The sequence below is a fragment of the Sporosarcina sp. Y838 genome (assembly GCF_056786515.1).
This window is the reverse complement of the sequence record NZ_JBXCJD010000004.1, coordinates 277304-290902: the sequence shown is the minus strand read 5'-3', so window position 1 is coordinate 290902 and position 13599 is coordinate 277304. Positions and strand designations below refer to the sequence as shown.

15 protein-coding genes are annotated in these 13599 nt (G+C 42.6%); 11 read left to right on the top strand and 4 right to left on the bottom strand.

The window, feature by feature from the left end; genetic code table 11:
- Positions 1–61 precede the first annotated feature (61 nt).
- Positions 62–1012 (top strand): hypothetical protein, encoded by a 951-nt coding sequence (locus AC1TO4_RS08005; protein WP_482104878.1) that lies wholly within the window; start codon positions 62–64, stop codon positions 1010–1012.
- 147 nt (positions 1013–1159) lie between these two features.
- Here AC1TO4_RS08005 and AC1TO4_RS08000 read toward each other — a convergent pair whose 3' ends face one another.
- Positions 1160–1528 (bottom strand): VOC family protein, encoded by a 369-nt coding sequence (locus tag AC1TO4_RS08000; RefSeq protein ID WP_482104877.1) that lies wholly within the window; start codon positions 1526–1528, stop codon positions 1160–1162.
- Positions 1529–2388: 860 nt separating this feature from the next.
- Here AC1TO4_RS08000 and AC1TO4_RS07995 point away from each other — a divergent pair.
- The 8 genes from AC1TO4_RS07995 (at position 2389) to AC1TO4_RS07960 (ending at position 10039) form a co-directional block, all read left to right on the top strand.
- A complete protein-coding gene (locus tag AC1TO4_RS07995) occupies positions 2389–3171 on the top strand; it encodes a hypothetical protein (protein WP_482104876.1) in 783 nt (260 codons plus the stop codon).
- 5 nt (positions 3172–3176) lie between these two features.
- On the top strand, positions 3177–3947 hold the full coding sequence (locus AC1TO4_RS07990; protein ID WP_482104875.1) for a hypothetical protein: 771 nt from the start codon (positions 3177–3179) through the stop codon (positions 3945–3947).
- 2 nt (positions 3948–3949) lie between these two features.
- Positions 3950–4318: a GntR family transcriptional regulator gene (locus AC1TO4_RS07985; protein ID WP_482104874.1), complete on the top strand. Its 369-nt coding sequence runs from the start codon at positions 3950–3952 to the stop codon at positions 4316–4318.
- On the top strand, positions 4311–5009 hold the full coding sequence (locus AC1TO4_RS07980; RefSeq protein ID WP_482104873.1) for an ABC transporter ATP-binding protein: 699 nt from the start codon (positions 4311–4313) through the stop codon (positions 5007–5009). The genes AC1TO4_RS07985 and AC1TO4_RS07980 overlap by 8 nt, the downstream gene beginning before the upstream one ends.
- 7 nt (positions 5010–5016) lie before the next feature.
- Positions 5017–5934 carry an ABC transporter ATP-binding protein gene (locus AC1TO4_RS07975; RefSeq protein WP_482104872.1) on the top strand — a complete coding sequence of 306 codons (918 nt, stop codon included), beginning with the start codon at positions 5017–5019 and terminating at the stop codon, positions 5932–5934.
- Positions 5912–6856 carry an ABC transporter permease gene (locus AC1TO4_RS07970; RefSeq protein ID WP_482104871.1) on the top strand — a complete coding sequence of 315 codons (945 nt, stop codon included), beginning with the start codon at positions 5912–5914 and terminating at the stop codon, positions 6854–6856. Before AC1TO4_RS07975 ends, AC1TO4_RS07970 begins: the two co-directional genes overlap by 23 nt.
- A gap of 447 nt (positions 6857–7303) precedes the next feature.
- On the top strand, positions 7304–8692 hold the full coding sequence (locus AC1TO4_RS07965; protein ID WP_482104870.1) for a TldD/PmbA family protein: 1389 nt from the start codon (positions 7304–7306) through the stop codon (positions 8690–8692).
- 3 nt (positions 8693–8695) lie between these two features.
- Positions 8696–10039, top strand: coding sequence for a TldD/PmbA family protein (locus AC1TO4_RS07960; protein ID WP_482104869.1), 1344 nt, complete (start codon positions 8696–8698; stop codon positions 10037–10039).
- A gap of 96 nt (positions 10040–10135) precedes the next feature.
- Here the strand turns inward: AC1TO4_RS07960 and mscL are convergent, their stop codons facing one another.
- The gene (mscL, locus tag AC1TO4_RS07955; protein ID WP_482104934.1) at positions 10136–10516 is read right to left on the bottom strand and encodes a large conductance mechanosensitive channel protein MscL; all 381 of its coding nucleotides are present in this window, start codon (positions 10514–10516) and stop codon (positions 10136–10138) included.
- Between the two features lie 709 nt (positions 10517–11225).
- Positions 11226–11555: an MGMT family protein gene (locus tag AC1TO4_RS07950; RefSeq protein WP_482104868.1), complete on the bottom strand. Its 330-nt coding sequence runs from the start codon at positions 11553–11555 to the stop codon at positions 11226–11228.
- A gap of 114 nt (positions 11556–11669) precedes the next feature.
- On the opposite strand from AC1TO4_RS07950, the gene AC1TO4_RS07945 reads away from it, so the two are divergent.
- Complete coding sequence (locus tag AC1TO4_RS07945; protein ID WP_482104867.1) at positions 11670–12164, top strand: hypothetical protein; 495 nt, start codon at positions 11670–11672, stop codon at positions 12162–12164.
- A 50-nt stretch (positions 12165–12214) separates the two neighbouring features.
- On the opposite strand, the gene AC1TO4_RS07940 is transcribed toward AC1TO4_RS07945, so the two are convergent.
- On the bottom strand, positions 12215–12886 hold the full coding sequence (locus AC1TO4_RS07940; RefSeq protein WP_482104866.1) for a phosphatase PAP2 family protein: 672 nt from the start codon (positions 12884–12886) through the stop codon (positions 12215–12217).
- A gap of 138 nt (positions 12887–13024) precedes the next feature.
- Here AC1TO4_RS07940 and AC1TO4_RS07935 point away from each other — a divergent pair, with 138 nt between their 5' ends.
- The gene (locus AC1TO4_RS07935) at positions 13025–13597 is read left to right on the top strand and encodes a glycerol-3-phosphate acyltransferase (RefSeq protein WP_482104865.1); all 573 of its coding nucleotides are present in this window, start codon (positions 13025–13027) and stop codon (positions 13595–13597) included.
- Positions 13598–13599 lie beyond the last annotated feature (2 nt).

The window sequence follows — 13599 nt, the reverse complement described above, 5'->3', positions numbered from 1 at the left end:
ATTACGTGAGAATGAAACTTCCCCCTCAGATTTCCGTATAACAAAGAAATGGGTGGTTTTGGTGAGAACAGATCTACGTGAACGGCAATTGGAACTGGCAATGAGACGGACGCAACGCAATCGGATCAAACGGCGGTTGGAAGGGGCTGAGTTGCAATTACCAGAAGCAATTGGAATGCGTGATAAATTCCACAAACAGCTGACAAAAGAACAACAGGATGTTGTGAAACTCGGAAAGTTTTCTTTCATGAATAAGATTAGTGAGTGGACGGGCACATGGGATGAAAAAATGGACAAGGAAATTTCAGAAGCTGCTGAGGCTGAATTGCAATACAATGAGGCTGAAAAAGTAGTGATAGATTTAGAGGCGGAAGCCAAACAACTGCGTGAAGACATGAAAAATCCAACTTTCTCTTATATAGATGAAGACTGGGCAGATTTTATGAAGGAAAAGGAGACATGGATTCGGCACAATGATTCCGTTGCACACAGTACACTGCAAAAAATTGCAGATGACCGGGTAAGGGTGCGTTCGCTGTGCCGCGAAATCAACGAAGCAAGCGACGCTGGTCAAAAAGCTAGCCTTGCACTTGATGCAGCACTGGATAAGCTTGGATCGGCGGAAGGTATGTCGGTTTGGGACACGTTTCTTGGCGGCGGTTTGATTGTATCAGCGCTCAAGTATTCCGAAATTAACAGTTCCGACGACCTCGTCCACCGCGCGCAACGTGCACTTCGCCATTATGAAACAGAATTGATGGACGTTCAGAATGCTGCGACTGAATCATTCATAGTAAATAAAAAGGATATTTTCACATTCACCGATCTGTTTTTTGATAATATATTTTCGGACTGGATGGTTCATTCACGCATTACGGATGCGAAAAGTAAGTTGAATGATGTGCTTCAAGAAGTGCGCAAAGTACAGGATCGGCTTGCGAGAAAATATGATGAATTGAATCATGAATTGGAACGATTGGATGTGCAGGAAACAGAAATTATCGAAGCTTGATAGATAATCCATGGTTGTTGAGGTAATTCGACAGACAATCATGGCAAACAAAAAATCCGTGAGAAAATCTCCTGATTCTTGAAGCAACGGGATGCAGGTAATGCATCCCACCACATAATGGAGCAAAATTCGAACACTCAATAGGTTTCATTCAAATGCCAAAAATTCAAGCCGATTGCCAAAAGGATCATGTGTGAAAAAGCGAGAACGGTCTTCGATTGGGGGCTCTTCGTTAATGATGTAACTAGCTTCTTCCAATCGCGATTTTAACTGATCAAGTGCATTCACTGTAAAACCGGGGTGCGCTTTTTTGGCTGGGATGAAGTCCTGCTGAATGCCGATGTGCACTTCGTGTGAACCAAACTGGAACCAGCAACCGCCGCGTGCCTTTAAGTTTTCCGGTTTTGGGATTTCCTGCATGCCAAGAAGGTGCCCATAAAACGTCCGAGCTGCATCCTCAGAACCGGGTGGCGCTGCAATTTGGATATGATCAATGCCTGTTAGAAACGAACTCATGATTCATCACTCCTTTGAACGTTGTACCTTCAGTATAGCCCTCATTCAACCGCGGCGCCATTCCTCATTTTGGACTACCAAGCATAAGTAATTCCTATTGACTTTATTGAAACCATTCAATTTTTCTTATCAGGATTAATTTCATAATTGCTTATTTACATTAAACACCGGTGACTAGGGCTTGAAAATCGTCATTTTCACTGGACTAATTTCGGCACTCTTTTCGGTTTCCTGTTGTGATTAATCGCCTGTCGCGTTCTTACACTATTCGAGTGAAAAAAGCAGTAGCTTTGAAAGAGAAGAATAGATGAGCTTCTATATAGAGTGTGAGTCCCCGAAGATGCAATTTCGGGCGCTCTAGCAAGATCATATTGAATTCGCTGCTTTACTCTATAAGAAAGTGACACTTCCTTAAAGTTAAAATAGAGACTTAATAATAGAAGTTTGAGCGGCCAAAATTGTATCTTTGGCCGCTACTCTCCAGGTAAGAAGCGATCTATTCTTTCGTACCGAAAAGCTTCAGCACTTCTTGTATCCGTGCCTTTGGAGAGCGACGGATGAACAAACACCATACGATTACCGAAAATAGTAATTAGGGATGCGACAAAGTCGCATCCCTAATTATCAAGACATTTCGATAATAGTGTAGAAGTTGTTCAATCCAAAGCGATCCAAAAGCATTTCTATAAATAGTGCCCAGTATTTGTTCAAGTTATTTACTGGTTATTTTTAGTTAATCAATAGACGTGATAAAATTTTTGATTATCAAATTATCTCATTAATCAAACGAATATCTTTACACCATATTGCATATAGTGTACTATGTAACTAATACACCGATACATTAAGGAGGAAAGCTTATGAAGCAGTGGAATGGGTTAGTGAAAAAAGAGTGGATAACGATGAAGTGGGCGTTACTCGTTAGTGCATTGTTCGGAACCCTTGTCATGTCCTTTTTTCCGTTATTGATAACCAGATTTTTGGGATTAGAAGTACATATTTTTGAAGTTGCGCTTGTTATCTGTTTTCTATGGGCGATTACAAGTGCGTTAGCTCCGGTAACTGCATTGTTAACGATGCTGGAAAGGGACATGAAGCGTCCGGATGTATGGCTTCATTCGACAGCATCTATTTATAAACTGGTTGGAGCAAAAGCATTGTTGGCATCCTTTATTGGGGCAGTAGGACTGCTAATTCCTACAGTCGTTCTTGCTATACAATACGCATTATTCAAATCTGCAACAATTACATTCAACGATTTGTTTTTCTTCGGAAGTATTTTCATCGTACTGGTTTTTGTGGTTTCAATCATTTTCATGAGTGTCGGATTTTTCTTCTGGGTCATTGATCGTCTGATGAAACCTTTCTTAAAGGGATATTCAATAGTGGCTACTATCATTTTGTTCTTCGTTTCAACCCGAATCTATAGTCTAATCACCCTTTCGGAATTTTATCAGAAGCTGGTGTCGATTGGACCTATTGATGTCATGAAACTCAAAAATCCGTCACTTAATGTGGAGTTCATTTACATTGAGCATATGGAGACACTATTTTACTCAGGTGAAATTCTATTCAATGTTTTCTGTACAGTCGCTTTGTTCATCGTAGCAGCTGTTCTGTTCGAGAAGAAAGTGAGGTTGTAAAGCTTATGAAAAGATGGAGAGGGTTAGTGCAAAAAGAATGGGCACAGATGAAATGGAGACTTGTTTTCTATATTTTTATCAATAGTCTAATCCTATTTTGGGGAGTAGATCACCTGGTTTTTGGATTGCCAGAGGACCTTTTCGCTTCTCTCCAACCGATGATTGGACTTTGTTTCATCCTCCACTTGGTTATGGCGGTAACTTTGCTGTTTGATAGTCTTGGAAAGGAAATGGGACATCTGGCTATTTGGCTTCATTCTCCGGCATCGATATGGCAGCTGGTGGGTGCAAAGTTTTTACTGATTAGCTTGACGGTAGGCTGTTCGCTCGTACTATGCGGAATGATTGCTGGAATTACTTATTACGCGGACGGCGGAACAGTGTCCGTTGTAGACAATCTGCTTTTATCGCTTAGTGTGGGCGCTGTCATTATGTTGAACGCCATCTATGGCATGGCACTCGTGTTTTTCTTCTGGTCGATTTACCAGGTGTTTCGTTCACGGATAGGCTTGTTCTCGATTGTTGTCATCATTATCTTGGTCAACATTTGGATTATTGGATGGGGATTTGTCTGGTTCACGGAGGCGTTCCAAACGGTCAAGAATATGGGGCCAATGTATGGCTCGATTCAGGAGATGAATCTACTAATGTTTAACAATTACATTGTCCCAAGTGGAACGATTTTAACAATCGGCAGTATTGTATTATACGTTTTGCTGACGGTATTCTATTTCGTTTTCGGGTCCATGTTATTCGAAAAGAAAGTGAGGTTGTAACAATGGGCATTAATTTTCTTCCAGACAAACCGATTTACCAACAGCTCATCGACCTGATTACGGGAGATATCATCCGAAGAACGTTGAAGCCAGGGGAGAAATTGCCGTCTGTTCGTGAGTATGCCATTGAAGCCGGTGTGAATGCCAATACGATGCAGCGCGTCTATAAGGAGCTGGAGCAAATGGAAATCACGGAAACGAAGAGAGGGCAAGGATCTTTCGTCACGGAAGATGAAGTGAAAATAGCCATGCTTCGTAATGAAATGAAGGAACAGCTTGTGGCGTCATTCATTCAAAATGTTGAAGCACTTGGTTTTACGACTTCAGAAATGCTGCAGCACCTACAGGAAAGGGGTGGAAAAGATGATTGAGCTTAGAAATATATCGAAAAAGTATGGCAGACGAAAAGCGCTTGACGGTCTTACACTTTCCCTGCCGCAAGGAAAAATAATCGGGCTTGTTGGAGAGAATGGAAGCGGCAAAACAACGCTGTTGAAACTGATTGCCGGATTAGTGACACCTGATTCTGGAAGTGCTGTGTTAAACGGAAGTCACATTAAGCGAAGGATGGCATCGACTATCGCTTATATGCCGGACACGGACCTGTTCTATCCGTATTTCACTGTGGGTCAACTCATCGAATATTACGAGTCGCAGTTTACCGATTTTAACTTGGTGAAAGCGAAGGAGATTGCGCAATTTTTAAATCTTTCACTCGATTCTAAAATAAAACATTTGTCCAAAGGGAACCGGGGACGTGTCAAAATTGCGGTGACGCTTGGACGTGAAGCGGATTACTATTTGTTGGATGAACCCTTCTCCGGCCTCGATCCGATGGTGCGTGATGACATCGCGAAAGGCCTGATCCGTTTCACTGATACTGAGCGCCAAACCATTTTAATGTCGACACATGAAATAAAAGAAGTGGAACCATTGCTCGATGAAATCGTAGTACTAAGAGGGGGACGTATAATCGCGCATGAAGCGGTTGACGAAATCCGGAATACTTACGGGAAAGATGCCACCTCATGGATGGTGTCACTGTTCAAAAAGAAAGGGTGATGTGGGGATGAAACCAGTAGTAGAATTAAAGAATTTATCGAAAACAATCGGTAGAAAAAAGATTATCGACAACTTGAGTCTATCGTTGTATCCTGGACAAATTACAGGGTTCCTCGGACCAAACGGAGCTGGGAAAACGACGACAATTCGTATGATGGTTGGTCTCATGAAGCCATCGGGCGGGGATATCGTCATTGACGGTAAATTACTAGCCGATGATTTTGAAGAAGGCCTATCGAAGGTCGGAGTCATCGTAGAGAATCCGGAAATGTACAAATTCATGTCGGGTTACAAAAACTTAGTGCACTTTGCGCGTATGCATGACGGTGTGACAAAAGAGCGGATTAATGAAGTCGTTAATAAGGTAGGTATGCAAAATCGAATTCATGAAAAAGTATCAACCTATTCACTTGGAATGAGGCAGCGACTCGGATTGGCACAGGCACTTTTACACAATCCGAAGTTTCTGATTCTTGATGAGCCGACAAATGGACTCGATCCCGCAGGAATTCGCGAGTTCCGGACGCATCTAAAAGTAATTGCGGAAACAGAAGGCGTTTCTGTTTTTGTTTCAAGCCATATGCTATCGGAAATCGAACTTATGTGTGATCGGATTGCAGTCATTCAGAACGGGAAACTGGTTGATATCCGAGATGTGTCGAATGAGCAGGAATCTCATTACTATATTGAAGCGTACCCGGCAGAGACGGCAGAAGCCTTGCTAATTGCGGGCGGATTTACGATTGAACCACTGAATGAAGGATTTATCATTAGTGCCGAAAAGACGCAGATACCAGGACTGATCAAGCAGATGATGGCGCAGGAAATCCAATTGTTTGCAGTCCAGCCGCACCGTAAAACACTGGAAGACCAATTCCTAGAAATGACTGGAGGTGGCCAGATTGCTGAAGCTCATACAAAATGAATGGATGAAATTATGGAGTAAAAAAGCGACTTGGATGATGACTGGCCTACTTGTGTTGGCGATTTTGGGTATGTTCGGTCTGACGAAATGGATCGATTCGGTGAATGATTACGAGGAGCAAGATTGGAAAACAAATGCGCAGAGCGAACTAACCTATGCAGAACAAGATCTAAGCAGTCCGGGTCTTTCAGAAAGCGACCGGAAGCGAATTGAAAAGAATAAGAAGGTTCTTGAATACCGCTTGGCAAATTCAATCGAACCGCTAGACGTCAATAGTCGAGAAAGTATGATTATGAATTCAAGTACTATCGTCGGAGCCATAGTTGTTTTACTGACGGTTATTGTTGCAGCAGGAATTGTTGCATCTGAATTTACGCAAGGAACGATTAAAATGCTGTTATCTCGTCCCGTCAAAAGATGGAAAATCTTAACGTCCAAATACATGACGGTCATATTATTCGGCATTTTTCTAATGCTACTCGGATTTATCATTTCCATACTTGGCGCGTTTCTCTTATACCAATCAGGAAATGGTGCGGAACTTGTCTGGAATGGGAAGGAAGTTGTAGAAGTATCAGTTTGGGGTAAAGGGCTTTATATGTTGTTACTATCATTCGGGAATGTTTTCGTAACGGCAACATTTGCGTTCATGATTGGTAGCGTATTCCGTTCTAGCTCACTCGCAATCGGACTATCGCTGTTCATCTACTTCATGGGCTCGACATTAGTCGTACTTTTAGCAAAATATGAAGTCGTGAAATACATCGTCTTCACACATATGGATTTGACGATTCATGAAACAGACTTTCAAATTGTAGAAGGCATTACGATGCAATTTTCACTCGCCGTTCTTGCGGTGTATGTTGTAATATTCCTGTTTATCAGCTATACGACGTTCATTAAACGGGATATCACAGCTTAATCGCTCTTCTTTTAACGAGATAGTCAGAGACTTGCCCGAATGTTCTTTCGTGGAAATGCTAAATTACCAAACAGAAAGCCCTCCATCATCGGAGGGCTTTTGCATGTAATTAATTATGGTTGCTGAATGTACGAACGAGACCAGCGATATTCCCTACGATTACAAATGTAAACAGTGCGATTAGAATGTATACGAAAAACATTGGCTATCACTCCTTTTATACAATAAATCCTACCTCTATTATACCACTGGGTTGATGGGTGGGCAATGATATCCCAATTGAACTGCTACTAATTGTGACGAGGTTGTTGAGCAAGAGGGATTGAATCAGAAGTTCTTATTGTCTTGTGACAATGAAAAGTCCACAAATTTACTAAATTACCAATGAAAACATTACCATTCCGTAGAGTATTCGATATAATCAGATAGTAAAGGGGGAATGGGAATATGATCAAGCAGTCAACGATTGAAAATGTGTTAGAAGCCGCACTTTCTACAGGCGGCGACTTTTCGGAAGTGTTCATAGAAGACAAATTGTCCAATGTAATGGAGTTGCAGGGAGGAAAGATAGAAAAAAGTATATCTGGCCGAGACTTCGGTATTGGAATTCGTATCTTTTCAGGTCTGCAGAGCATCTATACGTACACGACCGATTTCTCAGAAGAAGGATTAATTAATGCTGCGAAACGGGCAGCACTTGCCATTAAAGGTGGGGGCAGTGGAACAATTCACCCGCTTCAGAAAGAGACGTTTGAAGCGATCCATAAAATTGCCCAAATGCCGCAAACAGTGGAGCATGCACGGAAAGCGGCGGTCATGAAAAAAGCCAATGAAATTGCTAGAAATTACGATGAACGCATTAAGCAGGTAGAACTTCGATATATTGACGAGCAACAGAACGTTCTCATTGCAAACTCGGAAGGGAAATTTGTTGAAGACACACGTGTCTATAGCAGGCTTGCTATTCAGGCAACTGCATCAGACGGTATTGAATTGCAAACTGGTTTCTACGGGCCGGGTGCACATGCCGGTTTTGACTTTATCGAAAACCTTGACCTTACTCATTACGCGGGTGAAGCTGCGCGCATTGCGGTGACGATGCTTGAAGCGGATGAATGTCCGAGCGGAAAGTTTCCTGTCATCATTGACAATGAATTCGGCGGGGTCATTTTTCACGAAGCATGTGGGCATGGACTTGAAGCGACAGCCGTTGCGAAAAACAATTCCGTTTTTGCAAATCGAATTGGTGAAAAAGTCGCTCCGGATATCGTAACGTACATCGATGACGGAACACTGCCAAATGAGTGGGGGTCGCTCAATATTGACGATGAGGGTGAAAAGACACAAAAGAATGTCTTAATTGAAGACGGTATTCTCAAAGGCTATCTCGTCGATAAATTCAATGCGCATCGCATGAATACCGAAGCAACAGGTTCTTCACGTCGTCAATCATACCGCTTTAGTCCGACATCCCGTATGACGAATACCTATATTGCTTCAGGTAAATCGACTCCCGAAGAAATTATAGCATCGACCGAACACGGTATTTATGCAAAATATATGGGCGGTGGCCAAGTGAACCCAGCTACTGGTGACTATAATTTTGCCGTGGCCGAGGCTTATCTAGTGAAGAATGGAAAAATTGACCGACCAGTACGTGGCGCAACATTAATTGGAAACGGCGCAAAAACACTGCAGCTCGTTGACATGGTTGGTAATAATCTTGCACATGGCGCAGGAATGTGTGGGTCGATAAGTGGAAGTTTGCCGGTCAACGTTGGCCAGCCCATGATTCGTATCAGTGAAATTACCGTCGGCGGGACAAAGGGGGAGTAATTGATGACGATTAACGAATTTCAAAAGAAACTGTTAGCTGAAGCTATGAACGCAGGTTTTAAAGAAGCTGAAGTTTATTACGAGAAGTCCGAGTCGTTTCAGGTCATGATTTTCAAAGGGGAAATTGACAGTTACGAGACGTCTGAAGAAGGCGGCCTTGGTTTACGTGGACTCTATAATGGTAAAATGGGATACGCTTATACAGAAAAAATTGAAGAAGCGTCAATCGGATTTTTGATAAACAGCGCCAAAGCCAATGCGGATGTTCTTGATGAAGACGACGGAACAGACATATTCGAAGGCAGTGAAACGTATGCAGCGCATGATTTCTATAGTGAAGCGCTCGCACAGGTTCCTACCCTTGAAAAGATTGAACTCATCAAGTCAATCGAAAAGAAAGTTTTTGCATTTGATTCACGAATTGTCACGCTCAACTACTGTGCGTTGCAAGAGTTTTCGGCGGAGCGCGTAATGGCGAACAACAAAGGCCTAATGTTGAATGAAAAGCAGAATGGACTCATTATCTTCATTTCCGCAGTCGTTAAAGAAGGGGAAGAAATGAAAACGGGAAGCTTTAGTAAAATGACGCGTGATTTCAATGAACTTGACGCCGACGCAATTGCGAAAGAAGTGGCGGAAGAAGCACTATCAAATCTGGGTGAACAATCAATTCCAGCCAAGAAGTACAAGGTTATCCTGCGCCACGATGCATCTGCATCGCTACTCGCCGCGTTCACACCAATCTTTTCGGCTGAGAACACACAGATGGGTCAGTCATTATTAAACGGGAAAGTTGGGGAACAGATTGCGTCTGCTCATTTCACTTTACTAGATGATCCAACACATCCAGACGCGATTGCCGGTTCGAACTTTGACGGAGAAGGCGTTGCGACTAAAAAACGTGCAATCGTCACGAATGGGACACTAGAAACATTGCTTCATAACCGGAAAACGGCGAAAAAAGATGGTGTCGAAACGACCGGACATGCACGTAAATCATCCTACAAAAGTACACTGACAGTCGCTCCACAAAATTTGTATATTGCACCAGGTACGAAGAGCAAGGAAGAAATGATTGCATCTACACAAGAAGGCGTTATGATTACAGGCTTGTCAGGCCTTCATTCCGGAGCGAGTACAGTCTCAGGCGACTTCTCCCTCGCTGCAACAGGCTTCTATATTAAAGATGGGCATATTGCATCCGCTGTTAAACAGATGACAATTGCCGGAAACTTCTTCGATTATATGAAAGACATCGAAGAGACAGGTTCAGACTTGGAATTCAAGCCAGGCGGCTACGGTTCGCCATCTGTAGTGGTCAACAGTCTTTCCGTTACGGTTGATTAAATCGAGTTGATGACAGATGTAGCAACTAAGCTACTTATCTCGGAATCAAAAAAGGGGCAATCCCATCGTTCGGATTGCCCTCTTTTTAGTTGAATATTAAAGTGTTTTTCCTTCTTTTAGCAAGTCACGAATTTCCTCTAGAAGTGCTTCTTTAGTGTCGATTGGTGCATCATTAACGATTGGCTCTTCTTTACGCTTGAATTTCATAAGTAAACGAATGACCATAAAGATTGCAAATGCAACAATAAGGAAATCAATGACGGTTTGAATGAACATTCCGTACATAATATTAGTATCGAGGAAAGTATAGCTTAATCCAGAGAAGTCAATGCCGCCTGAAATTAGTCCGATTACTGGTGTAATAATATGTTCTACGAGTGAGGATACGATTTTTCCGAATGCAGCACCAATTACAACTGCGATGGCAAGGTCGAACACATTGCCTTTAAATGCAAATTCTTTGAAGTCTTTTAACATTTCTTTCAATCCCTTGTCCCTTCTTAACTTTATTGTAGAGGTAAACTATTGTAATGACTTTACCCTCTGTCAATAGATTATAAACCGAGAGAATATGATTAACAACAGTCGCAATACATAGGGAATGGATTAGAAATCCTGCTAATACCGCTTTTACGCTTTGTGAATGCCTCCCGCGATAAGCCGGAAAGAAGAACGCTTTCCGTCTTATCGCTTCGGCTACCACGAAGTTGCACCTTCGTTAGATGGTCCATGTTAGAAATGGAGAGAATTAGAAGTTCTGCTAATACCGCTTCAGCGCTTTGTGGATGCCTCCCGCGATAAGCCGGAAAGGAGAGCGCTTTCCGTCTTATCGCTTCGGCTACCACGAAGTCGCGCCTTCGCTAGATAGTCTCTATGTAGGAAAGCACATTTCGTTATCAGGGATAAGACCTGTAGCCCGTAATGCGTCATTCTTCAATGAAATTAGTATCAAATAGTAATCACATTATAATCTAAGTGCATACATCTCAGAATTACTATCAATCATGGGATACTCCAGCGCAGGCGCGTCAAGGGGTAGCCGAAGCCATGAGACTGGATGCGAAGCGCCAATCCAGGCTCATGGCGAGAGGCATCCCCAAAGCGCCAAGCGATCTAAAATGTGCACTCTGAATTAAAACTCTATCGATATTGGACACACCGAACCGCACTCTCTCAATATTGCTATTCAGCCGTCCTCTGCGTCATCAGGAAACCAGCGGTAAACAGTCAAATCAACTTTACCGTCCGCACTAAATGTAATGCCTTCCATTTCAAGCAACTCGCGTTGGTGAAGACCCTTGCTTTCCACGTCGGCAGGTGCAGAAATACCGCCTTGTGCATTGATGATTCGGTGCCAAGGTAGCTCATACTTTGCACTCATCGAGTGGAGTACCCGGACAACTTGCCTTGCGCCACGCGGACTTCCGGCAGCCGCGGCAACTTGTCCATAAGTCATGACGTGCCCGACGGGGATACCTTGGATAATTCCTATGACTCGTTCGGTAAAAAAATTCATAAACAACACTCCCATTTTGCGTTACTTCCATTATATCAAAGCTTCATATGAAACTTTTAACGACTCAGTTCGTATAGTTAATAGAATAGTTTGGATAGGGAAAGGGTTGATGAAATGCAAGAGTTATTTGTCAGGCGCACACTCATCGGTTTTGTGTTGAAAGTCGTCGGATTGATTGCGATAAGTTGGGGTATTCTTCAAGGATTCCTCCTATTGGTTCAACTATCTTATTCCTTTCCAAATGGAATGGGGTTTATTAGTTTAGGAAGTGTGGTTGTACCCTCTGCTATTTACGGGGTGGTATTCATAGGACTTGGCGAAGTAATTGATTTGCTGCAAAAGATTCATGACCAGAATGACCCGAAAGTTCAAGCATTACAAGCAGTGGAAAAAGAGTTGCGTGCTTCAGCCATTGCACCAGTCCCTTTATATGCCGAAAAGGAAATAAAGGAATTCTATTCCAATCAAAACAGTTGGGTGGACCATATCCTACCTACGAAGGCGAAGGACATTTTTATTGTAATAGCGAATGGTCGTACAACGTATATTGAACTTGGCGGACTTGTACCAAAAACGCTCAGTGAGGATGAAGCACTGAAGCGCTTGTAATACATGGGCAAAGAATATTCACATACAAATCAAAACAAGAGCGTTTCCCATCACTCATCGACGCGAAAAACGCTTATTTTTTTCTCATGTTTGTGTTGGAAATAGGCATAAACTGAGATTGCGACTGTAACCCATAAAGCACTCGCCGCAATTCCGCCGACGACATCGCTTGGATAATGGACACCGAGATAGATTCGACTTATCCCAATCATACTAATCATGAAGGCGGCGAATAAGAACAGCAGCACACGAGTCCATGCGGTTTGCATATTGCGACTGATGCTATACGCAACGATCGCATAGGCACTAAATGCCATCATCGTATGCCCACTTGGAAAGCTGAAACCATTCGCGTCCATGATGCGGTAGATTTCAGGGCGCTCTCGTTTGAAATAAACTTTTAGTAGAAAATTCAAGATAGGTGTCAGAAAAATAACGACTATGAACAAGGTTGCTTGGTGTTTATGGTGTTTCACAAAGTAAAAATAGAAAAACGCAATGAGCGCAAGTGGCATGACGAAAAAAGCGGATCCGCCCCACGTGAACACGATCATGATCGTTGTCAGCCAAGGAGCTTCCAGTCCTTGAACGTATTCAATAATAGAAGTGTCGAAGTTTACTATCGATTTGTTGCTGATAGCGGTTGCGATATATCCAAAAGCGATACCGAAACCGATAACTAGGATGAATGCTGAAAATAATCGGAGTTGGAGTTCGCGCATTACATGCACTCCTTTCGTTTTCCCAATTATATACCATGCTGAAGTAGAAAATATAGCTAATCTCGTTTTGAAGACTATATCATTAATGGGGAAAGATGCTACACTAGAAAAAACTATCATTTCCAAAAAGGATGTATTATGACACTACTTCTTTTATTTGTTGGTTCATACTTGCTAGGCAATGTGTTGACAGGCTCCATCATAAGTCGTTTCCTTTATAAGAAAAACATTAGAACAGAAGGCAGTGGGAATCCCGGAGCTCGCAATGCAGGGCGGATTTTAGGTAAGAAAGCTTTCATTGCGACCTTTATTGGAGATGCATTAAAAGGTGCACTGGCTGTTATCGTTGCTAAATCGCTCGGTTTTGATGCGTTCATAGCACTACTAGTGCTTTTCGCCGTAACTTTAGGGCATGTGTTTCCAGTCATCCTTAAGTTTCGTGGCGGGATGGGCGTGTCTACTTACATTGGCGGTATGCTGGCCTTCGACGTGTTTCTATTTTCGGCTTTCGTGGGAATTTTCTTTGTCTTGTATCCTTTATTGAAAAGCTTCACACTTGCAGGAATGGGTGGAGTCTTACTCATGCCTGTTTTAGTGCTATTATTTCCATATACAATGCCTGTTTTCATCGCCGCCTGTTTGCTGTCCACACTTCTTTTATTCACACATCGGGATGACTTGAAACAGAAACTTATGCCGGAAAAGAGTTGAGA